The sequence below is a fragment of the Microbacterium galbinum genome (assembly GCF_023091225.1).
Classification (GTDB): domain Bacteria; phylum Actinomycetota; class Actinomycetes; order Actinomycetales; family Microbacteriaceae; genus Microbacterium; species Microbacterium galbinum.
Genome location: NZ_JAHWXM010000001.1, coordinates 1,279,164 through 1,302,390 on the forward strand (window position 1 = coordinate 1,279,164; position 23,227 = coordinate 1,302,390).

A 23,227-nucleotide genomic window follows, 5' to 3' on the forward strand; every position below is an offset into this window, starting at 1 on the left:
TCGCAAGTGTTTCGGTGCGTTAACGATCCGCTACGCGGTGGAATACCGGTTTCAGACGATGGGCGTGGGAGCGGTCCTTCGCCCTCGTCGCGCGGCGAGCAGCAGGTCGATCACGAACACGACGATCGCGATCCAGACGATCACGAAACCGGCCCAGCGCTCGGCCGGCATGGGCTCGTGGAGGAAGACGACGCCGATGACGAACTGCATCACCGGGGTGATGAACTGGATCATCCCGATGACGGTGAGATCGATCCGGCGCGCACCGGCGGCGAACAGAAGCAGGGGCACGGCCGTCGCGATCCCGGCGCAGGCCAAGAGCACTGCGTGCCATCCGCCGTTCACGCCCATCGTGAGGCCCGCCGGGGTCTGAGCCACCAGGATGAGCTGCACGACGGCGATCGGGATCAACCAGAAGGACTCGAGGGTCAGACCGCTGACGGCATCCACCGCCGGCCCGATCTGCTTCTTGATGAGTCCGTACAGACCGAAGGAGGCCGTCAGCGAGAGGGCGATCCACGGGAACTCGCCGTGGGCCACGATGATCACGACCACGGCGACCGAGGCGATCCCGATCGCCGCCCACTGGAGCCGGCGGATCCGCTCGCGCAGCACGAACACGCCCAGGAGCACCGTCGTGATCGGGTTGATGAAGTACCCGAGGCTCGTCTCGACCACGTTTCCCGTCAGGGTGCCGATGAGGAACACCTGCCAGTTGACGTAGATGAGCAGGCCCGCGAGCGCCGTCCAGCCGAGGAGCTTCGGCCGCCGGATGATCGCCAGGAACGCGGTCCAGCCCCGCATGACGGTGAGGAGCAGGAGGCAGAAGACGAACGACAGCAGCACCCGCCAGGCGACGACCTCCCAGGGCCCCGTGGGCACGAGAAGCAGGAAGTACAGGGGCAGCACGCCCCACAGCAGATAGGCACCGCCCGCGTAGGCGACTCCGGAGGTCTGGCTCGACGAAGCGCGGGGGACGGAACTCACCGCACAACACTATGCCCGCGGTGCGCATCCACTGGCGGTTCCGTGGCCTGCCGGATGATTTCGGCAGGAATCGGATGCCGCGTGGCGGATGCTGCGCTTTCTTCCCGGGGTCCAAAATGGCCGATCGGTATACTGATCGGCATCGCCTGAGCCCTCGCGATTCCGCGATTCCCCTCGCGGACAGCCCTGCCTCCGCACCCGACGGCGGCGGTCTCCCGAAGGACGTGCCGTGCCCCCGCACACGCTCCCCCCGGTCGTCGCGTGCGGCGCCTACGAACGCGACAACCTCGGCGATCTGCTCTTCTTCGTGGTCGCCGATCACTTCGCGCGCGGCATCGTCGATGTCGAGTACACCGCGCCGATCGCCGTCGACATGTCCGCGCTCCTCGGGCGGCGGATCACCGCGACCGGCCCGACCCTCACCGAGAAGCCCGCCACGGGCATCTGGACCGTCGGTGGCGAGGTCGGCTCCACGCAGCGCGAGTACGTCTACCGGACCGCCGTCGACGACGCCGAGTGGTCGCGGTTCTCGTCACTCGACGCGGCCGAACAGGACGCGCTCCTCGACGAGGTGATGAACGCACGGATGGAGTCGCCGTACGTGCCGCGACCGAGCGCGTTCCCCCGCAACCGCGGGGCGCGCCTGGTGCTCAACTCCGTCGGAGTCTCGGGCATCGGCGGCCTGACTCCCTGGCGTGCCGCCGTCGCCACGAGCGCCCTGCGCGAAGCGCGCTACATCTCGGTCCGTGATCCGAAGTCCGCCGAACTGCTCGAGCGCCTCGGCATCCCGCACCGTCTCGCGCCCGACCTCGTCCACACGATCGCGTCGGTCCTACCGATCGATGCACCCCGCGACAGCTCCGTGCTCCTTCAGCTGTCGGAAGGACACATCCGCACGTACGGCATCGAGGCATGGACCGACGCCATCGTCGCGTGCTCGGAACTCGGGGATCATCCCATCCGGCTCTTCGTCGCCGGATCAGCGCCCGCGCACGATTCGATCGAGCGCTACCGCGAACTCATCGACCGGGTCTCGGCCGAGCGCCCGGACTGGGACATCGCCCTCAGCGACGCACGCTCGATCGACGACCGTGTGCGCGAGATCGCCACGGCCTCCCTCTGGATCGGCAGCTCATTGCACGGCCGCATCCTCGCGTGCGCCTACGGCACGAAGCGCCTCAGCATCGCCAAGCCGAAGGTCGACGTCTACGCCGAAACCTGGGACGCGGACTTCCCGTTCGGCATCGAGCCCTCCAGCCTTCCTGCTGCCGTGACCGCAGCACTCGAACACGAGCCGGATGCTGCGCATGCCGCGGCCCTCGCGGACTCCGCGCGCAAGAGCGTGGTCGACGCCCTGGCGGTCTTCACCGAAGCGGACGACGCGCCGGAGAGCGACGCTCTCGCCATCCGCATCGACGAGGTCACCCAGCTCCAGATCGCAGCGATGCGACTCGAGCACGAGCATGCCGAGGCGGTGCGCTTCGGCAAGGAGCGCGCAGCCGAGGCCCTCCGACTCGCCGGCGACAGGGATGAGCAGCGTCGGGCCCGGCAGGCCGTCGAGAAAGAACTCGCCGAATCACACGCTCGACTGAAGAAAGCGGAAACCGAGCTCGAGAGCCTGCGTTCACGGCTGCACGAGATCGAGACGAGCACGTCGTGGAAGATCGGATCGCGCCTCACCTCCGTGGCGCATGCGCTGCGACTTCCCCGACCGTCGTCGCTCCGACGGCGCGGGCGCGACGACTCCGCCGCGCGCTGACGAGAAGGGGCCCGGATGCCGAAGCATCCGGGCCCCTTCTCGGGAACGCTGAATCAGCGGACGACGACCGCCAGGACGTCGCGAGCCGACAGGACGAGGAATTCGTCCGCACCGAACTTGACCTCGGTGCCGCCGTACTTGCTGTAGAGCACGCGGTCGCCGACGGCGACGTCGAGCGGAACGCGGTTGCCGTTGTCGTCGATGCGACCGGGGCCGACCGCCACGACCTCGCCCTCCTGGGGCTTCTCCTTGGCGGTGTCGGGGATGACCAGGCCACTCGCGGTGGTCTGCTCGGCCTCGACCTGCTTGATGACGATGCGGTCCTCGAGCGGCTTGATGGAAACCGACACGGTCTACCTCTTCTTTCTTGACGCTGACACGAAAGACTTGTTCGCACTCTCAACCCGAGAGTGCTAACGCCAGTGTAGGCGCTTCGCTGGCACTCATGCAACGCGAGTGCCAGCCCCGCCGCCCGCGTAGGCTGAGCGAGTGGAGATGTCTGAGCTGCAAGCACTGCTGACCCCCGTCGGGCTGGAGTTGCTGGATGCGCTCGGCAGCGTCGAGTCGACGGACGAGGTCACGCGCGCGGTGTCGCGGTTGCGGGCCGACGGACACTCCCCCGAACTCGTCTCGGCCGTGGTCGGCCAGGCGCACCTGCGTGCGAAGGCGGGAGCGAAGTTCGGACCGTTCGCCGAGCGGATGCTGTTCACCCGCGCGGGCCTCGAGCAGGCCACACGTCTCGGCGTCGCCGCCCGCCACGCCCAGCGCATGCGCAGCGCGGGGCTGACCCGCATCGCCGACCTCGGCTCCGGGATCGGCGGCGATGCCCTCGCCTTCGCCGGAGCCGGTCTCGATGTGCTCGCGGTCGACGCCGACCCGGTGACCGCGGCGATCGCGGCGTACAACCTCGCCCCGTTCGGTGAGAGCGCGACCGTGCAGCACGGCACGGCCGAGAGCGCCGACCTCGACGGGCGCGACGCGGTGTGGATGGACCCCGCCCGGCGCACGGCCGGGCACAGCGAGACCCGTCGCGTCTCGCCCGACGACTACTCCCCCTCGCTGGACTGGGCATTCGCGCTCGCGTCCCGCGTGCCGACCGGGATCAAGCTTGGCCCCGCACACGATCGCGATGCGCTGCCGGCCGATGCCGAGGCCCAGTGGGTCAGCGCCGACGGCAGCGTGGTCGAGCTCGTGCTCTGGACCGGGGCTCTTGCCCGGGCCGGCGTGCGCCGCGCCGCGCTCGTGATCCGCGGCGAGCGCTCGCACGAACTCACCGCCGGCGCCGACGCCGTCGACGCCGAGGTGCGCCCGCTCGGCGCCTTCCTGCACGAACCCGACGGAGCGGTGATCCGGGCTCGTCTGATCGGCGACGTCGCCCGCAGCCTCGATGCCGGCATGCTCGACGAGAAGATCGCCTATCTGACCTCGGATGCCGCGCTCACCAGCCCCTTCGTGCAGTCCTTCCGGGTGCGCGAGACGATGGCCGCGAACCCGAAGGCGATCAATGCCGTGCTCAGGGCGAACGACATCGGCACGCTGGAGATCAAGAAGCGCGGAGTCGATATCGACCCGGCGCAGTTCCGCAAGAAGCTCACGCTGCGCGGTGGTGCCTCGGCCACGTTGATCCTGGTGCGGGTCGGAGACCAGCGCCGCGCGATCCTCGCCGACCGGGTGTCCGCCGCCGAGTAGGTCAGCCGGCTCGGGCTTCGGTGATCGTCAGGTAGGGCGTCTGGCTCGCGGTGAAGGCGAGAGTGAGCGACGAGCCGGGCCCGGAACCCGATCCGTCGTCCGACACGAAGGTGGACAGGCCGACGTCGATCGCCGTCGTGGAGGGCAGGCAGACCGCATCGAGCTGTGCGGCATCGACGATCAGGCAGGCCTCGGGCTCGACCGTCTCGCCGTATCGATTCGCCATCCAGACCGGCTCGTCTCGGAAGTAGCCGACGACGCTCAGGTTCATCTCGAAGCCCTGCGCGACGAGTTCCTCGGCCCGCGTGCGCTCGTCGCCGACGAACTGGGCGAGGATCGATGACGACGAGTCCCATTGCTGGATCGATGCGATCGGATCGCCGTCGGTGGCGACCACGATGTACGCATTGATCGTCGTGAAGACGGCGGTCACCTCGTCGACGGTCTCGCCGGGGCGCATGACCGCGACGTTGATTCCGACGTTCTGGAAATCGGACGTGCGCTGGCACTGGGATTGCGTCGCCTCGTCGACATCGACGACGGCGCAGGTCAGATCCCCTTCGCCCTTGGTGCCCAGCCAGACGATCGCACCGGAGTCGTCGTCCTGCCCGACCGCACGCAGCGTGCCGGGATCGAAGTCGGATTCGTCTTCGAGGAGAGCGCGCCGCTCCTGCTGCTCCGCGGTCAGCGCTATCGCATCGGACGGCGGCGCGAAGACGGCCCAGCCGATGCCGATCCCCAGCACGAGCATCAGCACTGCGGAGACCGTCACGAACCGCCAGTGCCGACGCAGCACCGCGTGCGTCCCCGGAGCCGCCTCCGGTTCTCGTGCGTCGATGGGGGCAGTCTCCGTAGCATCCGTCCCTTCCACCTGTCCGAGTGCGAGGGACTCCTCGAGGCTCGGCGCACGGTCGGTCGGACGATCGGATGCCGGAGCGGTCACCGTCGCGCGTGGAACCGCATGGTTCCTCTCGGGGAACGGGTCTGCGGATCCGGGGATGATGGTGCGACGACCCTGTTCGAGCTCACGCAGACGACTGGCCTCGTCTCGCGTCAGCGCGGCTGCGCGGCCGTACGCCTTGCGCTGCAGATCTCGCAGTTCGCCGTCAGTGCTCACTTCGCTTCTCCCGGCGCCGACTCCCGGGCGATCTCGAGGTACGACGGCCCCGCCCCGTAGGCATAGGTGATGCGGGTCGTCCCTCCGGTCTCCTCATCCGGGCGTTCGAACGCCAGGGACCGGGCACCCGCCTCCTCCGCGGCGTTCGGGTCGCACACCGAAAGCGGGGCTTCCCCGGAGCCGTCGTAGATCACGCACGTCTGCCCTGTCGCCGTGCGCGTGGCCGCCCATACGGGAGTGTCGCGGTCGTACCCGGCGATCCACAGACTCGTCCGCTCGAACCCGAGTGCCACGAGATTCTCTGCGATTCGCGACTGGTCCTCGTCGTAGAGCATGCCGTAGTTGTCGGCCTCGCCGTAGAGGAAGCTCTGCGAGAGCACCGCCGGGCGTCCGTCGAGAGTCAGGAACAGCTGCGCCGACACCTGGCGCTTGAGCTCGTCATCGACGTCGACGGTCAACGCCGCATCCATCCCCGAGGAGCGCACCGCATCCGTGCCGTTGCACGTCGGTCGGTACACTTCGCCATCGCTGAACACGAGGCATGTGGAGGCCCCGTCCCCCTTCGTCGCGGCCCACACGACCACGTCGGCCTCGACCGCCATGACTCGGATCGAACCGGCGTCGTACTCGCCGCCGTCGACGAGGCGCTGCTGCCACTGCTGCTGCGCCTCGCTGATCACGATGACGTGTTCGGCCGGCCGCGTGAGCAGCCAGCCGGCGACCGTGCCGATCCCGAAGACCACGACGATCGCGACCGCGATGGTGATCGTCCGTCGTATCGCCGACCGACGGGGCCGGTCGATGGACGGATTCTCCGCGCTCTCCTGGTCGTGCGGGTGTGCATCGATCTCCGACGGGGCGACCTCGCCGCCGGGGGTGACCGGCTCCGGACCGGAGGGATGCTCGACATCAGGGTCCCGGTCACGACGTGAACCGAGTTCCTCGAGACGTGCCATCTCAGCGGTGGTCAACCTGCCCTCACGCCCGTAGGCGCGCGCCTGCAGGGCGCGCAGTTCGACGGCTTCCTCGGCGTCGAGCATCCGACGTCAGCCCAGTCTCTCGAACTGCATGCCGGCCCAGACGAGCCAGCCCAGGCTGTACACCGTCGCGGTCAGCCCGAGCACGAGCGCCCAGCGACCCATCCCCCGGCTCTCGACCGGTCGACGCAACGACATGATCGACGCGATGATCGCAACCACCCCCACCGGCAGGCCCCAGCCGACGAAGAACGAGGCACCGAGGGCGACGATCGCTGCGAGCAGCGCCCACGGAGCGAGGCGGGCGTCATCGATGACCATCTCGGTCTCGGCGGGCGCCCACGCGGTGCGGCCCGTCGGGTCGTCCGCATCCGGACCGCTCACGACCACGGGCTCGATGCCCACGGGGCCGGTCGGCAGCCGCGTGTATCCGTCGCGACGCGCTCCGGGCAGTCGTGCGGAACCTGCCGGGCTCTCGACCTCGCCACTCGGCCGGTCGATGCGCGGAGTCGGTGAAGGCGTGGGCGTCCCCGGTGCGGGCGTCGGCTCCGTGGGGTCGGTCATACGGTGACCGCCTCCGCTACCTGGATCTCGGTTACGGGGAGCGTCGAGTCGGCGCCGAAGGCGAGCGTGGACGGCTGCTTGCCGGAGGAGATCAGCTCGGCGGCGAGCGCCGCGATCATGGCCCCGTTGTCGGTGCAGAGCGAGAGCGGCGGGATGCGTACCGTCACGCCCGCCGCGGCTGCGCGCTCGAGGGCGACGTCGCGCAGGCGGCGATTGGCGATCACTCCCCCGCCGAGCAGCAGTCGGGGAACGCCGAGGTCCGCGCAGGCGGCGAGCGCCTTCGTGACGAGCACGTCGACGACCGCCTCGCGGAAACTCGCCGCGACATCGGCCACCGGCACCTCGACGCCGTCGGCCTCGCATTTCTCGACCCAGCGCGCGACCGCCGTCTTCAGCCCCGAGAACGAGAAGTCATAGCGGTGCTTCGCCAGGTCGGAGGCGCGGGACAGCCCGCGCGGGAAGCGGATCGCGTTCGGGTCTCCGTCGACGGCCGCCCGATCGATCTCGGGCCCACCGGGGTACGGAAGCGAGAGCAGGCGGGCGACCTTGTCGAACGCCTCTCCCGCCGCGTCGTCCATCGTCTCCCCGAGGAGTTCGACGTCGGTCGTGAGGTCGCGAACGTGCAGGAGCGAGGTGTGCCCGCCCGACACGAGAAGCGCGATCGTCGGGTACTCGAGAGGTTCGGAATCGGCCGTGAGGATGTCGGCGGCGATGTGCCCGACGAGGTGGTTGACCGCGTAGAGCGGTTTGTCGAGCGAGACCGCGAGACCCTTGGCGGCCCCGACACCGACCATGAGCGCGCCGGCGAGACCGGGACCGCTCGTGACGGCGACGGCATCGAGGTCGGCGAGAGCCACGCCCGCCTCGGCCAGGGCCGCGTCGATCGACGGCTGCAGGGCCTCGAGGTGCGCACGGGCCGCGACCTCCGGCACGACGCCCCCGTAGCGGGCGTGCTCGTCCATGCTCGAGGCGATGGTGTTCGACAGCAGAGTGCGTCCGCGTACGATCCCGATGCCCGTCTCGTCGCAGCTCGTCTCGATCCCCAGCACCAGCGGTTCGCTCATGCGCTCACCTCACTCCCCATGCCGGAGTCGTTCCCCAGCGACCTGCGCAGCACGAGCCGCATCACGATCGCATCCACATCATCCGGCTGATAGTAGCGGGGGCGTCGTCCGATCTCCTCGAAACCTTCTGAGAGGTACAACCCCTCCGCAGACGGGTTGTCGGCTCGCACCTCGAGGAACACCTCGCGCGCCCCGCGCTCGCGCGCGGCATCGAGCAGGGCGCGCAGCAGAGCCCGTCCCCGCCCCACCCCGCGATGGTCGGCGTCGAACGCGATGGTCTGGATGTCGGCATCCGCACTGCCGCGCAGCGCGCGCACACCGCCGTAGCCGATGACCGAGCCCTCTTCGTCGTCGACGAGGTAGCGCCCATGCTCGCTGACGAGTTCGGCGGCCATCGCCTCGGCGCTCCACGCGTCGGTCGGGAACGAACGCCGCTCGATCCCCATGATCGCGTCGAGGTCGGCGGCGGTCGCATCGCGCAGGGTCACAGCCCCACCCGCTTCGGGGCGGCCGGCTGCTTTACGTCGGGCTGGCGGAGGTAGAGGGGCTCGGCGCCTGCGAGTTCGCGACCGGCGGCGTGAGCGCGGGCGCCGACGCGAGCGAGATCGACGGCCGACAGCGCGGCGACGTCGATCCGGCGGATACCGTCGAGGTGCGCGTCCGCGTCGACGACCGGAACGAGCACGGTGTCGGCGAGCACGCGCGGAAGTCCGTCGGCATCGACGCCGTCGAAGACCGTGATCGCGACCTCGCGTCGTCGCGCGTCGGTGACGATCGCGAACGGCCCGGTGACGGCATCCGTCTCGATCGCCGTGAGCGCCGCCGCGTGATGGCTGGGTACGGGGATCACCGGGATGCCACGACCGAGCGCGAAAGCCCGGGCGGCGGCGATCCCGATGCGGAGCCCGGTGAAGGGGCCGGGGCCCATGCCCGCGACGACGTGCGAGACGTCGTCACCACCCGACGCGGCCAGCGCCTCGACGAGCAGGTCGCCGATCACCTCGGCGTGCCCGAGCGGGTCGCTCGTGCCCGCCTCGGCGCGGCACGCGCCGTCGGGATCGATCAGCGCGACGGCGCTGCCCAGGGAGGTGTCGACGGCGAGAATCACCTCTCCAGGGTAGTCGCCGTTCACGGGTGGCCGTCGGCCGGGCTGTCGCGCCGGGAGCGAGGGGACTCAGGCCTCGATGCGCGTCATGGTGAAGTAGCGCGGCGCATCGGCGTCGAGCTCGGCCGGATCGATCTCGCCGCCGTCGTCGCCGACGGGACGCTCGAGCTCGATGTCCCACCAGGCATCGGCGAGGTCCTCCGCCATGCCGCGCCCCCACTCGACCACGACGACCGATCGCGCGAGGTCGAGGTCGAGGTCGTCGAGCTCCGCTCCGGAGCCGAGCCGGTATGCATCGACGTGCACCAGCGGGGCCCGGCCGACCAGCGACGGATGCGTGCGTGCGATCACGAACGTCGGGCTCTGCACCGGCCCCCGTACACCGAGCCCCTCGGCCAGGCCGCGCGTGAAGGTCGTCTTCCCGGCACCGAGGGGACCTGTGAGGATCAGCAGGTCGCCGGCTTCGAGCTGCTCGCCGATCAGGAAGCCCAGGCGCTCCATGTCGTCGGAGGAGGGGACCTCACGGCGCCCGAGGAAGGCGGGATCGACGCTCATGTCGTCCTCCGCGGAACGCGCGCTCCGATGCGGGTGACGATCTCGTAGTTGATCGTGTCGGCGGCATCCGCCCAGTCGGCGGCCGAGGGCACACCCAGCGTGGGGTCGCCGAACAGCACGACCTCATCGCCGATCGAGACCGGGGTGTCTCCCACGTCGACGACGAACTGATCCATGGCGATGCGGCCGACGTTGGTGAAGCGCTGTCCGCCGATCGAGACCGGCAGCCGACCCGACGCGTGCCGGGGCACGCCGTCGGCGTATCCGAGCGGCACGAGCGCGAGAGTCGTGTCGTGGTCGGTGCGATGGTCGTAGCCGTACGAGACGCCGGTGCCGGCGGGCACCCGGCGCACGGCGGCGATGGCTCCGCGGAGCGTCATCGCCGGACGCAGGCCCAGCTCGGCGGAGGTGCGGTCGTCGAACGGCGAGAGCCCGTAGAGGCCGACGCCGATGCGCACCGCATCGAGCCGCATCTCGGGCCGGTCGATCGCGGCGGCCGTGGCGGCGATGTGCCGGATCTCGGGATGGATGCCGAAGGATGCCGCGACCTCGACCCCCTCCTCGAACTTCGCCAGAGCTGCGCGATCGTCGTCGAGGGACGTGTTGGAGAGATGGCTGAAGAGTCCCACCACCCGCAGACGTCCGATGCGTTCGTGCCGGGCGGCCTCGGCGAGGACCCGTGCCCAGTCCGCCGGGGCGATGCCGTTGCGCGACAGACCGGTCTCGAACTTCAGATGCACGGCGACGGGGCGATCGACGCTCGCGACAGCCGCGGCGGCCTCGAGCTGATCGAACGATGAGATGCCGAGCTCGATGTTCTCGGCCGCCGCACGGTCGAAACGCTCGCCGGGCGCGTGCAGCCACGCGAGGATCGGGGCGGTGATCCCCTGCCGGCGCAGCTCGAGCGCCTCGGGGATCTCGGCGACGCCGAGCCTCGTCGCGCCGCCGGCCAGCGCAGCCACGGCGGCAGCGGCCGCTCCGTGACCGTAGGCGTTGGCCTTCACGACGGCGATGACCTCCACACCGGTCAGACGGCGGAAGTGGCGGACGTTGTCGGCGATCGCATCGATATCGACGGATGCCTCGCGGAACGGAACGGTCACAGGTGGCCTCCCTCGGCGACGACGAATGCGGTCGCGAGTCCCGCGTCATGACTCATCGTGAGGTGCAGGGTCGCGATCCCGCGCTCGACGATCACGTCGGCCGTAGATCCCGACAGCACGAAGTACGGCCGCCCCGATTCCTCCGATGCGATCTCGATCTCGGTCCAGTGCACGCCGTCCGAGCCGCCGAGCGCCTTGATCAGCGCCTCTTTCGCGGCGTACCGGGCAGCGAGCGACGGAAGCCGGAGGCTCCGCTCCGCGGGCGCGAAGAGACGCTCCAGGAGACGAGGGGTGCGCTCGAGGGTCCGCTCGAATCGCGGGATGTCGACGAGGTCGATGCCGGTCCCGATGATCACGGTTCCAGCCTACTCGCGGCGCACGGTCGGACCCGTGCACCGCGAACCCGGCTCATTCGACGGTGACGGACTTCGCGAGGTTTCGCGGCTGGTCGACGTCGAGCCCCTTCGCCGTGGCGAGCGCCATCGCGAAGATCTGCAGCGGGACGACCGCGAGCAGCGGTTCGAACATCGCGCCGGCGAGCGGGATGCGGATGACCTCGTCGGCGAAGGGCAGCACGGCGGCGTCGCCCTCTTCGGCGATCACGATGACCCGGGCTCCGCGAGCGCGGATCTCCTGGATGTTCGAGACGACCTTCGAGTGCACGAGCGCCGAATGGCGGGGCGACGGCACGAGCACGAACACCGGCTGCCCGGGCTCGATGAGCGCGATCGGACCGTGCTTGAGCTCGCCGGCGGCGAAGCCCTCGGCGTGGATGTACGAGATCTCCTTGAGCTTGAGCGCGCCCTCGAGCGCGATCGGGTAACCCACGTGGCGGCCGAGGAAGAGCACCGAGCGGGTGTCGGCCATCCAACCGGCGAGCTGGGAGACGTGCTCGTTCTCATCGGCGAGCACCCGGGCGATCTTGTCGGGCAGGGCGCTGAGCTCGTCGACGTCGGTCGACGCGTCGGCGACCGAGCCGCGCACGCGCCCCATGTGCAGACCGAGCAGGAGGAGGGCGGTGATCTGCGCCGAGAAGGCCTTGGTCGAAGCGACCGCGACCTCGGGGCCGGCGTGCGTGTAGACGACGGCATCCGACTCGCGCGGGATCGTCGCGCCCTGCGTGTTGCAGATCGACAGCGTGCGTGCGCCGCGCTCGCGGGCGTACTTGACCGCCATGAGCGTGTCCATCGTCTCGCCCGACTGGCTGATGGAGACGACGAGGGTGTCGGCGCCGATCACCGGGTCGCGGTAGCGGAACTCGTGGGCGAGCTCGACGTCGACGGCGACACGGGCCCACTGCTCGATCGCGTACTTGCCGACGAGCGCCGCGTACGAGGCGGTGCCGCACGCGGTGATGATGACGCGGTTGATACCGAGGAAGAGGTCGTCGAGTCCGTCGAGTTCGGGGATCACGACCTGGCCGTCGTGGATGCGCCCGCGGATCGTGTTGGCGACGGCCTCGGGCTGCTCGGAGACCTCCTTGGCCATGAAGCTCGCCCATCCGCCCTTCTCGGCGGCGGCGGCATCCCACGAGACCTCGAACGGCTCGGGTTCGACCGGGGTGCCGGCGAAGTCGACGACGGTGACGGCGTCGGGCGTGATCGACACGATCTGGTCCTGACCGATCGCGAGCGCGTGGCGGGTGTGCTCGACGAAAGCGGCCACATCGGAACCGAGGAAGTTCTCGCCCTCGCCGAGGCCGATCACGAGCGGGGAGTTACGGCGGGCGCCCACGACGAGCCCCGGGTGGTCCTGGTGCACGGCCAGCAGGGTGAACGCGCCCTCGAGGCGGTTGACGACGCTGCGGAACGCGAGCTGCAGGTCGCCGCCGTTCTGCGCGTACTCGCGGCCGAGCAGGGCTGCGGCCACTTCGGTGTCGGTCTCGCTACGGAACGCGACGCCGGCGGCCACCAGCTCATCGCGGAGCGAGGCGAAGTTCTCGATGATGCCGTTGTGGATCAGCGCGAGCTTGTCGCCGTCGGCGAGATGCGGGTGCGCGTTGACGTCGGTCGGGCCGCCGTGCGTGGCCCAGCGGGTGTGACCGATACCGGTCGTGCCGTCGGGCAGCGGGGCGTCGGAGAGCGAGTCGCGCAGAGCGCTGAGCTTGCCCGCCTTCTTGCGCATGCCGAGCGCTCCGTCGCCGTCGATGACCGCGACGCCCGCGGAGTCGTATCCGCGGTACTCGAGGCGGGCGAGACCGGCGAGAAGGATGTCCTGGCTGGGGCGCGGGCCCACGTATCCGACGATTCCACACATGCCGTCAAGAATAGGCGCGTTTTTTTGCGAGCCGTCCGAACAATCGAACCCGCCCGACGGGGTCAGAGCTTGCGCAGGAGCACGCTCTCGACCGAGTGATCCGCGCCCTTGTTCAGCACCAGACGGGCGCGATGCTTGGTCGGCATCACGTTCTCGACGAGGTTGGGCATGTTGATCTCGTTCCAGTACCCGAGGGCCGTCGTGATCGCCTCCTCGTCGGTGAGGTGCGCGAAGACGTTGAAGTACGACGACGGATTGCTGAAAGCACCCTCGCGCAGGGCGAGGAAGCGCTCGACGTACCAGTTCGCGATGTGGTCGCTGTCGGCGTCGACGAAGATCGAGAAGTCGAAGAGGTCGCTGACCGCGACGTCGTTCGGCGCCGCCGGCGGCTGGAGCACGTTCAGCCCCTCGACGATGACGACGTCGGGGCGACGCACCACCACGTGCGCGTCGGGAACGATGTCGTAGCGCATGTGCGAGTAGAAGGGCGCGCGCACCTCGGGCGCACCGCTCTTGACCTCGGTGAGGAACTCGATGAGCGAGCGGCGGTCGTAGGACTCCGGGAAGCCCTTGCGCTCCATCAGGCCGCGACGCTCGAGCTCGGCGTTCGGATAGAGGAAACCGTCGGTCGTCACCAGCTCGACACGCGGCGTGCCGGGCCACCGGCTCATCAGCTCGCGCAGGAGACGGGCGATCGTCGACTTCCCGACAGCGACGGAGCCGGCCACACCCACCACGAACGGGGTCGTCGAGTCCTCCTCCTGGAGGAACGAGCTGGTCGCAGCGCCGAGGCGCTTGGTCGACGTCGCGTACAGGCTGAGCAGGCGGCTGAGGGGCAGGTAGACCTCGCGCACCTCGTCGAGGCTCAGACGGTCACCGATGCCGCGGATCTCCACGACCTCGGTCTCGCTGAGCGGCTGATCGAGGTCGGCGGCCAGCCGCGCCCATTCCGCCCGCCCGATCTCTCGGTACGGCGAGAGGGGCTGCGTGGGGTCGACGGTGGTCACCCGACCATCGTATCGGGGCGACGGTAGTCTCTACGCGTGCGCCTCGGAGTCCTCGACATCGGTTCCAACACCGTCCACATGCTCGCCGCCGACGTGCGGCCGGGCGGGCGTCCGCTCGCGACGACGAGCGATCGCTCGGTGCTGCGCCTGATGCGGTATCTGCTGCCCGACGGCTCGATCTCCGAAGAGGGGGTCGTCGCGCTGGAGCGGGCGGTCGCGCAGGCCCGCCGGGTCGCCGAGGAGGAGCGCGTCGATGCCCTGCTCGCCACCGCGACCAGCGCGGTGCGCGACGCCGCGAACGGTGCGGAGGTGATCGCACGGATCGAAGCCGCTCTCGGGCAGCCGCTGCAGGTGCTCGACGGCGAGACCGAGGCCGAGCTGACGTTCCTCGCGGTGCGGCGCTGGTTCGGGTGGTCGGCGGGTCAGATCCTGCTCCTCGACATCGGCGGCGGTTCGCTCGAGATCGCCGCCGGTGGCGAGGAGCTCCCGGATGCCGCGGCATCCGTTCCGCTGGGCGCCGGACGCATGACCGTCCAGTTCCTGCCGAACGATCCGCCCGGGGAGGACGACGTCGAGCGTCTGCGCGCGCACGCCCGCGACACCCTCGAGGAGGTGCTGCCCCGCTTCGCGGACCTCCCCCGCCCCGACCACGTGGTCGGATCGTCGAAGGCCATCCGCTCTCTGGCGCGCCTCGTCGGGTACCCGGTGCCCGGGTGGTCGGGGTCCGAGCGGATGTTGCTCCCCCGCGCATCGCTGGGATCCTGGATCCCTCGCCTCGCGCGCCTGCCCGCGTCGGCCCGGCAGGAGCTGCCGGGCATCACACCGGATCGCACGTTCCAGATCGTCGCCGCCGCGGTCTCGCTGCACACGGCGATGACCGTCCTGAAGGTCGACGAGCTCGAGGTCTCGCCGTGGGCGCTCCGCGAGGGAGTGCTCCTGCGCTACATCGAGCAGCTGGGTCAGTCCCCGACCTGAGCTGGCGTCGGCCGCAGGGGCGCGAGCGGCTGCTCAGGACGGGGACTGCGCTCGGTGAAGAGCCGGGATCCTCAGAGCGCGAGGCGCTCGCGCACGATATCGGCGAGACGGTCGGCGTAGGCCTGCGCGGATTCCGCATCGGCGGCCTCGACCATGACGCGCACGAGCGGCTCGGTGCCGGACTTGCGCAGCAGCACACGCCCGGTGTCGCCCAGCTCGGTCGCGACCGCGCGGACGGCGGCCTGGACGACCTCGTCGTCATCGACACGGTCCTTGTCGACACCGCGCACGTTGATGAGCACCTGCGGGTAGACGGTCATCACGGCCGCGAGCTCGGCGATCGTCTTGCCCTGGCGCGCCATCTCGGCGACCAGGTGCAGACCGGTGAGCAGGCCGTCGCCGGTGGTGGCGAACTCGCTCATGATCACGTGACCGGACTGCTCGCCGCCGAGGGCGAAGCCGCCGGCGTTCATGTCTTCGAGCACGTAGCGGTCGCCCACCGCGGTCTGACGCACCGTGATGCCGTGCTCGCGCATGGCGACGTGCAGGCCGAGGTTGCTCATCACGGTGGCGACGAGCGTGTCGTCGGTGAGATGACCGCGCTCCTTCATCGACACCGCGAGGATCGCCATGATCTGGTCGCCGTCGATGACGTTGCCCGCGGCGTCCACGGCGAGGCAGCGGTCGGCATCGCCGTCGTGCGCGATGCCGATGTCGGCACCGAGACGTACGACCGCCTCCGCGAGGTTGTCGAGGTGCGTCGAGCCGACGCCGTCGTTGATGTTGAGACCGTCGGGTTCGGCACCGATGACGATGACATCGGCTCCCGCGTCGCGGAAGGTCTCGGGCGAGACGCCGGAGGCGGCGCCGTGGGCGCAGTCGAGCACGACCTTGATGCCCTCGAGCCGATTCGGCAGCGACCCCAGGAGGTGCACGACGTACCGGTCCTCGGCATCCGAGAACCGGTCGATCCGACCGACGCCCTCGCCGGTGGGGCGCAGCATCTCGCCGGACATGGCGGCCTCGATGCGCTGCTCGACGACGTCGGGCAGCTTGACGCCGCCGCGCGCGAAGATCTTGATCCCGTTGTCGGGCGCCGCGTTGTGCGACGCCGAGATCATGACACCGAAGTCGGCGTCACGGTCGGCGACGAGGAACGCCAGCGCGGGGGTCGGGATGACGCCCGCCTCGAGCACGTCGACGCCCGAGGAGGCGAGACCGGCGGCGACCGCCGCGGTCAGGAAGTGTCCCGAGACCCGGGGGTCGCGAGCCACGACTGCGGTCAGACGCTTGCCTTCGGCTTTGCGTGCCTCCGCAGTACGGCCCTGGCCCAGGACGACAGCAGTCGCCTGGGCCAGGGTGAGCGCGAGGTCGGCGGTGAGGATGCCATTGGCAAGCCCCCGCACACCGTCCGTGCCAAAGATCGGCATCGGAAGCAGTGGACCTTAACGCTTCGAGTACTGAGGCGCCTTGCGGGCCTTCTTGAGTCCAGCCTTCTTGCGCTCCTTGACGCGAGCGTCGCGCGAGAGGAAGCCGGCCTTCTTCAGGGTCGGGCGGTTGTTCTCCTCGTCGATGCCGTTGAGGGCACGGGCGATGCCGAGACGCAGCGCACCGGCCTGGCCCGAGGGGCCACCACCGGAGATGCGCGCGATGACGTCATAGCCGCCGGCGAGGTTGAGGACCGTGAACGGGTCGTTGATGAGCTGCTGGTGCAGCTTGTTCGGGAAGTAGTCCTCGATCGAACGGCCGTTGACCGTGATCGTGCCCGAGCCGGGGATCAGACGCACGCGGGCGATGGCCTGCTTGCGACGACCGACTGCGGCGCCCGGGACGCTGAGCACGGGGCGGGGAGCCGCCTCGACTGCATCGGTCTCGGGGGTCGAGGTCGAGAAGCTCTGGGGGGTTTCGGTGGTGTCCTGGATGTCAGCCACGAGTATGTCCTTAAGTCTGTACGGCGCTTACTGGGCGACCTGGTCGAGGGTGTACGGCTGGGGCTGCTGCGCGGCGTGCGGGTGCTCTGCACCGACGTACACCTTGAGCTTGGACAGCTGCTGGCGGCCGAGGCTGTTCTTCGGGAGCATGCCACGGATGGCCTTCTCCACGGCGCGGACCGGGTTCTTCTCGAGGAGCTCGGCGTAGGTGACCGACTTGAGGCCGCCCGGGTAACCCGAGTGGCGGTAGGCCAGCTTCTTCTGGAGCTTCTGACCCGTGAGCGCGACCTTCTCTGCGTTCACGATGATGACGAAGTCACCGGAGTCGATGTGGTTGGCGAAGGTGGGCTTGTGCTTGCCACGCAGGAGCGTTGCCGCGTGCGAGGCGAGACGGCCGAGAACGACGTCGGTGGCGTCGATGACGACCCAGTCACGCTGGACCTCGCCGGCCTTCGGGGTGTAAGTGCGCGTCACGATAGTGCTGCTTTCTTGTGTCGAACGGAGAAGTTCGTGAATCCCACTCCGGGGTGGTTCTTCCCGAGAGGGAGGAACACGCCAGTGGAGGGCTCACGTTCGGATGATGCACCCCGCCGACGAGCGGCACGGGCACCAAAGAGACAGCATACTCTACCGAGCGCGGTCCCTCAAACCGGCCTCACGCGAGGTCGGACCGCTCCCCCGGCGTCAGCACACGCAGCCGGTGCCCCTGCTCGGCGTGCTCGAAGATCCCGACCAGCCGCTCGAGGGTCTCCGAGAAGTGGAGCCATCCCTCCGCGTGCACCGGCACGATGACGGCATCCGCCATCACGCCCGCCGCCTCGAGCGCGGTCCGCGCGTTCAGCGTGAGATCGGTGTCGCCGAAGGCGCCGACGTTCGCGGCGCCCGTGAACAGCACGGCGATCGCGATCGCCGGGAACCGCTCGCCGATGCGGCGCACGAGATCGACCGAGGCGTTGTCTCCCGAGACGTAGACGGTGGGCTCGCCGGGCGCCTCGAGCACGAAACCCGTGACGAACCCGACCACGGCCTCCGCCCCCTCGGGTCCGTGGAGCGCGGGCACCGCCGTCACGGTGACATCGCCGATCCGATGCTCCTGCCACGGTACGAGCCCCGCGACCTGCGGGATCCGCGTCGCCGACTCCGCCGTGCCCAGCACCAGCGGCACCTCGGGCAGCAGGGCGCGACCCGCGTTGTCGAGGTTGTCGGCGTGCTCGTCGTGCGACAGCAGCACCACGTCGATCGGGCCGAGCGCGGAGGGACGCACGGCCGGACCCGTCAGCTTGCGCAGGCGTGATCCTCCCTCGTACACACCGGGTTCGTCGAACGTCGGATCGGTCAGGAAGCCGTAACCGCCGTACGTGAAGTACAGCGTCGGCCCGCCGACCAGGACTGCGGGAATCGTCGTCATGCTTCGAGTCTGCGGCATCCGGGTCTGCGGCGTCAGTCCGGATGCACCGAGACGAGGATCGGACGATGATCGCTGGTGCCCTGCGGCAGGGTCGTGATCCGCTCGATCTCGAAGCCCGTCGACGTCGCGAAGTCGTAGTGACCCCGGAACACGCGATAGCGGGTGTAGGTGTGGTCGTCGCTCAGGGTCAGGGCGTACCCGTGGTCCCGCACGGCCTGACCGAGATTCTCCTTGAACACCGGATAGTTGTAGTCCCCGACCATGAGCTGCGGCAGCCCGTCGCCGAGGGCCGCCAGCGACGTCAGCGCCGCTCGGATCTGGTGCCGTCGCAGCGAGTTCAGCGCCGTGAGCGGAGCCGCGTGGAAGGACCCCACGATGATCTCGCGCCCCTCGTCGATGTCGACCAATCGCGCGGCGAGGATGCGCTCGTGCGCGGGCTTGAGCATGCGATCGTGGAGCGACTTCTTGAGCCCGATCGCCCGGATCTCGCGCAACCGGAAAGTGCTCGACCGGTAGTACAGCGCCAGGCCGAGCCGGTTCCCCTGGGTCGCGTCGGCGAGCACCAGACCGCCGATGCTCTCGGGCAGGTGCTGCACGTCGCACTCCTGCAGGCACAGGATGTCGGGATCGTGCTCGCCGACGAGCGCCACGAGCTCGCTGGCGGCCCGGTGCTTGCGGAGGTTGTACGAGATGACCTTCATGATCGTTGCCACGATACCCCCGGCTGCTATGGGTCGGCTCCGGGTTGTCTCGGTCGCGCGGGTCTGTTATTGATTCACTCGCTGTCGCGTCGCGCCCGCGTCTGCTCGGCGCGCGCGGCGAGCAGATCGTCGGCCGGATAGCCGACCTCGGTGAGGATCAGCCCCCGAGCGGCCAGCACCTTGAACTCGCTCGTACGGGTGAGCGCGTCGCGCAGCACCACGAGGTCGCTCACATCCAGTCGCCCCTCCCCCACCGCCACGCAGGCACCCACGAGGGCGCGCACCATGCTGTGGCAGAACGCGTCGGCCTTGACCTCGGCGACCAGCACTCCTTCGGGATCGCGGGTCCACCGGTAGTCGAGAAGCGTACGGATGGTCGTGGCCTCGTCGCGGGGCTTGCAGTAGGCGGCGAAGTCGTGCAGGCCGATGAGGGTCTGCGCCGCGGCGTCCATCGCCGATGCGTCGAGTCGGCCCCGCACGCTCGTCGTGTCGAGGCGGCGCAGCGGATCGAATCCGGCGATCTCATCCGCGAGCCGGTAACGGTAGCGGCGCCAGACCGCCGAGAACCGCGCGTCGAATCCCTCGGGCGCGATCGAGGTACGGTGCACCGCCACATCGGAGTACGCGCCGAGCACTCCGCGCATCCGTCCGGCGATCGAGGCGGCCGGGTCGAGGGCTGCGCGTCCGTGCCGGGACTCGATGCGCGCCCACTGCGCGTCGTCGAGGTCGACGTGCGCGACCTGGCCGGAGGCGTGCACTCCGGCATCCGTGCGTCCGGCGACGACCAGCCGCACGTCGGAACCCACGATCCGCACCAGCGCCTCTTCGAGCGTGCCCTGCACGGTGCGCAGCGTCGGCTGCCGGGCCCACCCGCGGAAGTGGGTTCCGTCATAGGCGATGTCGAGCCGGATGCGCACGTCGACAAGCCTAGGACACCCACGACGACGGCCCCGGAGCATCCGCGGACGCCGGGGCCGTCATTGCGATCCGGGAAGGGTCAGATGCCGCCGTCGATCGAACGGATGGTGGTCGCCGGCTCATCCGGCACCATCACCTGGGTGTCGCGGTTCAGGCTCTCGCCGCGGAAGAACCGCTTCGACCGCGGGAACAGGTACCAGACGAACATCAGCACGAGACCGAACGCCAGCGATCCGATGCCGATCACGAAGGTGCCGCCGATGCCGAACAGCACGGTGTAGCCGTAGTCGACGTCCCACATGTCGATCGCCGACTGCACGAACGCCCCGGTGAGCATCAGTCCGCCCAGCAGCGGGAAGAGGCCCTTGAAGAAGAACTCGCGCGGCGAGCGGAAGATGTCGCGACGGAAGTACCAGACGCAGGCGAAGCCGGTGATCGCGTAGTAGAACGCGATGGCGAGGCCGAGCGACAGGATCGAGTCCTGCAGGATGTTGTCGCTGATGAGCGTCATGCCGATGTAGTAGACCGAGGCGACCACGCCCATGACGATCGTCGAGAACGACGGGGTCTTGTACTTCGGGTGCACGTCCTTGAACTTCGCGGGAAGCGCACGATAGACGCCCATGGCGAGGGTGCCGCGCGCGGTCGGGAGGATCGTGGTCTGCGTCGAGGAGATCGCCGAGATGATCACCGAGACCACGAGAACCCACCCGAACGGTCCGAGCAGCCCGTCCTTGATGGCGAGGAAGAAGTCGTCGGCGTTGGCCTCGTTGCCGAGTCCCGTGCCGGTCTCGCCGAGGCCCGCGTACATCATGGCCGCGATCGTGACCGCGACGTAGGTGAAGAGCAGGATGACGGTGGTGAGCAGAGCCGCGCGGCCCGGGATGCGCTTCGGGTCCTTGGTCTCCTCGTTCAGGGCGAGGCAGGTGTCCCAGCCCCAGTAGATGAAGAGGGCGAGCAGGATGGCCTCGGTGAAGCCCGACCAGTCGGTGAACGCGAACGGGTTCAGCCACTCCATGTCGAAGGGCGTCGGGTTCGGCGCCGTTCCCGCGAAGAACTGCCAGAGAGCAGTGACGATGAAGATGCCGAGGGCGAGGTACTGGATGCCGAGCAGGATGTTCTGGATGCGCTCGCCGATCTCGACCCCGCGCCAGCTCACCCACGTCATCGCGGCGATGAAGACGACGGCCACGACGACCACGCGCCAGTCGTTGTTGGCGAGGTCCTGCCCGATCAACGACCAGAAGTAGACCGAGGCGATCTGCGCGAGGTTGGCGAGCACGACCATGCCCGCGACGGCGACGCCCCAGCCGCCCATCCAGCCCGCCCACGGGCCGAACGCCTTGGTGCCCCAGGTGAACGTCGTGCCGCAGTCGGGCACGGCGTTGTTGAGCTCTCGATACGCGAACGCGATGAGGAGCATCGGAACGAAGGCGATGATGAAGGCGATGGGCGCCTGCGCGCCGACCGCGAGGACCACGAAGCCGAGCGTCGCGACGAGCGAGTACACGGGCGCGGTGGAGGCGAGACCGATGACGGTCGAACCCCAGAGCCCGAGTGTGCCTGCCGCCAACCCCTTGCCGTCGGGCCGTTCAAGGTGGATGGGCGTCGTAGCTGCCATGGTCAGACAGTAGGGCCATTGCGGTTATCGCGTCAATGACTTTCTCCGAACGACTGATTCCATCCGCGAATGGGTACGCACGCGACGAAATCCGCAGTTCAGTGAAATCCGCAGTTCAGTTTCGCCCGAGCATCCCGTCGGCGTGGTCGGCGATCCAAGCCATCAGCGGCAGCATCCGCTCCATGAGGTCCCGCCCGAGCGGGGTCAGGCTGTATTCGACGTGCGGGGGCACCGTCGGGAACGACTCGCGGTGCACGAGGCCGTCGTCGGCGAGGGTGCGCAGCGTGGAGGCGAGCATCTTCTCGCTGATGCCGTCGACCTCGCGGCGCAGCTCTCCCCAGCGCAGCGTTCCGTCCGACAACGACGAGAGAACGAGAACGCCCCACTTGCTCATCACGTGGTCGAGGATCACGCGGGTGCTACACCCCTGCTCGAAGACGAGCGGGGTGCTCTCCCGGATCTGCGCATAACTCACCGTCATGTAGGTACCTTACTTCAAAGTGGGTACCCGCAGGTCGGAAGGTTTTGAACCAGCGCGGGGTTGTCGAAGGTGTCATTCCCACGAAAGGACCCTCATGACCATTCTCGTCACCGGCGCCACCGGACAGCTCGGCCGCCTCGTCATCGACAGCCTCCTCGAGCGCGGCGCGGAGCCGTCGTCGATCGTCGCGGGGGTGCGCGACCTCACCAAGGCATCCGACATCGCCGCCCGCGGCGTGCGCACCGCGGTCGTCGACTACGACCGGGCCGACACGATCGCGGCAGCCCTCGAGGGCGTCGACTCGGTGCTCCTGATCTCGGGTTCCGAGGTCGGTCGCCGCACCGCGCAGCACCAGGCCGTCATCGACGCGGCGAAGGCGGCCGGAGTCGGCAAGCTCGTCTACACGAGTGCTCCGAAGGCCCCGACGAGCGATCTCGTGCTCGCCCCCGAGCACAAGGCGACCGAGGAGCTCATCGCCGCGTCCGGCATCCCCGCCGTGATCCTGCGGAACAACTGGTACACCGAGAACTACGCCGGTAACATCGCGCAGGCCCGCGAGACCGGCGTCCTGGCGGCCAGCGTCGGCGATGGCCGCGTGGCCTCGGCGAGCCGCAAGGACTTCGCGGATGCCGCGGCGGTCGTGCTGCTCGAAGATGGCCACCTCGGCCAGGCGTACGAGCTCGGCGGCGACGTCGCATGGACCTACGACGAGCTCGCCGCCGCGATCGCCGAGGTCATCGGCAGCCCCGTCGAGTACCGCGCGCTGACCGCCGAGGAGCACGCCGCCGCTCTCGAGTCCGCGGGTCTCGACGCCGGAACCGTCGGCTTCGTCACCGCGCTCGACGCCGGCATCCGCGACGGCGCACTGGCCGACACCGACGGCACGCTCGCGCGTCTGATCGGCCGCCCGACCACTCCTCTCGTGGAGGGTCTCCGCCCGCTGGCGTGACCTCGACGGCATCTCCGTCGCAGAAGGCCCGGTGTCCCTCGCGGATTCCGGGCTTTTCTG

At 69.4% G+C, this 23,227-nt stretch carries 25 protein-coding genes; 4 read left to right on the forward strand and 21 right to left on the reverse strand.

The window, feature by feature from the left end:
* Positions 1–51: 51 nt before the first annotated feature.
* On the reverse strand, positions 52–987 hold the full coding sequence (gene rarD, locus KZC52_RS06200) for an EamA family transporter RarD (RefSeq protein WP_247623178.1): 936 nt from the start codon (positions 985–987) through the stop codon (positions 52–54).
* 229 nt (positions 988–1,216) lie between these two features.
* On the opposite strand from rarD, the gene KZC52_RS06205 reads away from it, so the two are divergent.
* Entirely contained in the window at positions 1,217–2,746 is a 1,530-nt protein-coding gene (locus KZC52_RS06205; protein WP_247623179.1) for a polysaccharide pyruvyl transferase family protein, read from the forward strand.
* Positions 2,747–2,799: 53 nt separating this feature from the next.
* Here KZC52_RS06205 and groES read toward each other — a convergent pair whose 3' ends face one another.
* Positions 2,800–3,096, reverse strand: a complete 297-nt coding sequence (gene groES, locus KZC52_RS06210) for a co-chaperone GroES (RefSeq protein ID WP_017203655.1) — start codon at positions 3,094–3,096, stop codon at positions 2,800–2,802.
* Positions 3,097–3,235: 139 nt separating this feature from the next.
* On the opposite strand from groES, the gene KZC52_RS06215 reads away from it, so the two are divergent.
* Complete coding sequence (locus tag KZC52_RS06215; RefSeq protein WP_247623180.1) at positions 3,236–4,435, forward strand: THUMP-like domain-containing protein; 1,200 nt, start codon at positions 3,236–3,238, stop codon at positions 4,433–4,435.
* Between the two features lies 1 nt (position 4,436).
* On the opposite strand, the gene KZC52_RS06220 is transcribed toward KZC52_RS06215, so the two are convergent.
* From KZC52_RS06220 to coaA, 11 genes are all read right to left on the reverse strand, one after another.
* On the reverse strand, positions 4,437–5,552 hold the full coding sequence (locus tag KZC52_RS06220; RefSeq protein ID WP_247623181.1) for a hypothetical protein: 1,116 nt from the start codon (positions 5,550–5,552) through the stop codon (positions 4,437–4,439).
* A complete protein-coding gene (locus KZC52_RS06225; RefSeq protein WP_247623182.1) occupies positions 5,549–6,592 on the reverse strand; it encodes a hypothetical protein in 1,044 nt (347 codons plus the stop codon). The genes KZC52_RS06220 and KZC52_RS06225 overlap by 4 nt, the downstream gene beginning before the upstream one ends.
* A gap of 6 nt (positions 6,593–6,598) precedes the next feature.
* On the reverse strand, positions 6,599–7,093 hold the full coding sequence (locus KZC52_RS06230) for a hypothetical protein (RefSeq protein ID WP_247623183.1): 495 nt from the start codon (positions 7,091–7,093) through the stop codon (positions 6,599–6,601).
* Positions 7,090–8,157, reverse strand: coding sequence for a tRNA (adenosine(37)-N6)-threonylcarbamoyltransferase complex transferase subunit TsaD (gene tsaD, locus KZC52_RS06235; RefSeq protein WP_247623184.1), 1,068 nt, complete (start codon positions 8,155–8,157; stop codon positions 7,090–7,092). Before tsaD ends, KZC52_RS06230 begins: the two co-directional genes overlap by 4 nt.
* Entirely contained in the window at positions 8,154–8,645 is a 492-nt protein-coding gene (gene rimI / locus KZC52_RS06240) for a ribosomal protein S18-alanine N-acetyltransferase (RefSeq protein ID WP_247623185.1), read from the reverse strand. The genes tsaD and rimI overlap by 4 nt, the downstream gene beginning before the upstream one ends.
* Positions 8,642–9,265 carry a tRNA (adenosine(37)-N6)-threonylcarbamoyltransferase complex dimerization subunit type 1 TsaB gene (gene tsaB, locus KZC52_RS06245; RefSeq protein WP_247623186.1) on the reverse strand — a complete coding sequence of 208 codons (624 nt, stop codon included), beginning with the start codon at positions 9,263–9,265 and terminating at the stop codon, positions 8,642–8,644. The genes rimI and tsaB overlap by 4 nt, the downstream gene beginning before the upstream one ends.
* 66 nt (positions 9,266–9,331) lie before the next feature.
* The gene (gene tsaE, locus KZC52_RS06250) at positions 9,332–9,817 is read right to left on the reverse strand and encodes a tRNA (adenosine(37)-N6)-threonylcarbamoyltransferase complex ATPase subunit type 1 TsaE (protein ID WP_247623187.1); all 486 of its coding nucleotides are present in this window, start codon (positions 9,815–9,817) and stop codon (positions 9,332–9,334) included.
* Complete coding sequence (gene alr, locus KZC52_RS06255) at positions 9,814–10,920, reverse strand: alanine racemase (RefSeq protein WP_247623188.1); 1,107 nt, start codon at positions 10,918–10,920, stop codon at positions 9,814–9,816. Before alr ends, tsaE begins: the two co-directional genes overlap by 4 nt.
* Entirely contained in the window at positions 10,917–11,276 is a 360-nt protein-coding gene (locus KZC52_RS06260; RefSeq protein WP_247623189.1) for a holo-ACP synthase, read from the reverse strand. The genes alr and KZC52_RS06260 overlap by 4 nt, the downstream gene beginning before the upstream one ends.
* Positions 11,277–11,328: 52 nt before the next feature.
* Positions 11,329–13,176: a glutamine--fructose-6-phosphate transaminase (isomerizing) gene (gene glmS / locus KZC52_RS06265; RefSeq protein ID WP_247623190.1), complete on the reverse strand. Its 1,848-nt coding sequence runs from the start codon at positions 13,174–13,176 to the stop codon at positions 11,329–11,331.
* Between the two features lie 62 nt (positions 13,177–13,238).
* Complete coding sequence (gene coaA / locus KZC52_RS06270; protein ID WP_247623191.1) at positions 13,239–14,183, reverse strand: type I pantothenate kinase; 945 nt, start codon at positions 14,181–14,183, stop codon at positions 13,239–13,241.
* A gap of 36 nt (positions 14,184–14,219) precedes the next feature.
* Here coaA and KZC52_RS06275 point away from each other — a divergent pair, with 36 nt between their 5' ends.
* Complete coding sequence (locus KZC52_RS06275) at positions 14,220–15,158, forward strand: Ppx/GppA phosphatase family protein (protein ID WP_247623192.1); 939 nt, start codon at positions 14,220–14,222, stop codon at positions 15,156–15,158.
* A 71-nt stretch (positions 15,159–15,229) separates the two neighbouring features.
* Here the strand turns inward: KZC52_RS06275 and glmM are convergent, their stop codons facing one another.
* The 8 genes from glmM to KZC52_RS06315 all read right to left on the reverse strand — a co-directional run bounded on the left by glmM (position 15,230) and on the right by KZC52_RS06315 (position 22,218).
* Positions 15,230–16,588 carry a phosphoglucosamine mutase gene (glmM, locus tag KZC52_RS06280; RefSeq protein ID WP_247623193.1) on the reverse strand — a complete coding sequence of 453 codons (1,359 nt, stop codon included), beginning with the start codon at positions 16,586–16,588 and terminating at the stop codon, positions 15,230–15,232.
* A 15-nt stretch (positions 16,589–16,603) separates the two neighbouring features.
* Positions 16,604–17,089, reverse strand: coding sequence for a 30S ribosomal protein S9 (rpsI, locus tag KZC52_RS06285; protein ID WP_247623194.1), 486 nt, complete (start codon positions 17,087–17,089; stop codon positions 16,604–16,606).
* A gap of 27 nt (positions 17,090–17,116) precedes the next feature.
* Positions 17,117–17,563 (reverse strand): 50S ribosomal protein L13, encoded by a 447-nt coding sequence (gene rplM, locus KZC52_RS06290; RefSeq protein WP_102194388.1) that lies wholly within the window; start codon positions 17,561–17,563, stop codon positions 17,117–17,119.
* A 181-nt stretch (positions 17,564–17,744) separates the two neighbouring features.
* Positions 17,745–18,497, reverse strand: a complete 753-nt coding sequence (locus KZC52_RS06295) for an MBL fold metallo-hydrolase (protein WP_247623195.1) — start codon at positions 18,495–18,497, stop codon at positions 17,745–17,747.
* 32 nt (positions 18,498–18,529) lie between these two features.
* On the reverse strand, positions 18,530–19,198 hold the full coding sequence (locus tag KZC52_RS06300; protein WP_247624723.1) for an endonuclease/exonuclease/phosphatase family protein: 669 nt from the start codon (positions 19,196–19,198) through the stop codon (positions 18,530–18,532).
* Between the two features lie 74 nt (positions 19,199–19,272).
* Positions 19,273–20,115: a tRNA pseudouridine(38-40) synthase TruA gene (gene truA / locus KZC52_RS06305; RefSeq protein ID WP_247623196.1), complete on the reverse strand. Its 843-nt coding sequence runs from the start codon at positions 20,113–20,115 to the stop codon at positions 19,273–19,275.
* 80 nt (positions 20,116–20,195) lie between these two features.
* Complete coding sequence (locus KZC52_RS06310; protein ID WP_247623197.1) at positions 20,196–21,737, reverse strand: APC family permease; 1,542 nt, start codon at positions 21,735–21,737, stop codon at positions 20,196–20,198.
* A 115-nt stretch (positions 21,738–21,852) separates the two neighbouring features.
* On the reverse strand, positions 21,853–22,218 hold the full coding sequence (locus KZC52_RS06315; RefSeq protein ID WP_247623198.1) for a winged helix-turn-helix transcriptional regulator: 366 nt from the start codon (positions 22,216–22,218) through the stop codon (positions 21,853–21,855).
* Between the two features lie 94 nt (positions 22,219–22,312).
* On the opposite strand from KZC52_RS06315, the gene KZC52_RS06320 reads away from it, so the two are divergent.
* Entirely contained in the window at positions 22,313–23,167 is an 855-nt protein-coding gene (locus tag KZC52_RS06320) for an SDR family oxidoreductase (protein ID WP_247623199.1), read from the forward strand.
* Positions 23,168–23,227: the final 60 nt, after the last annotated feature.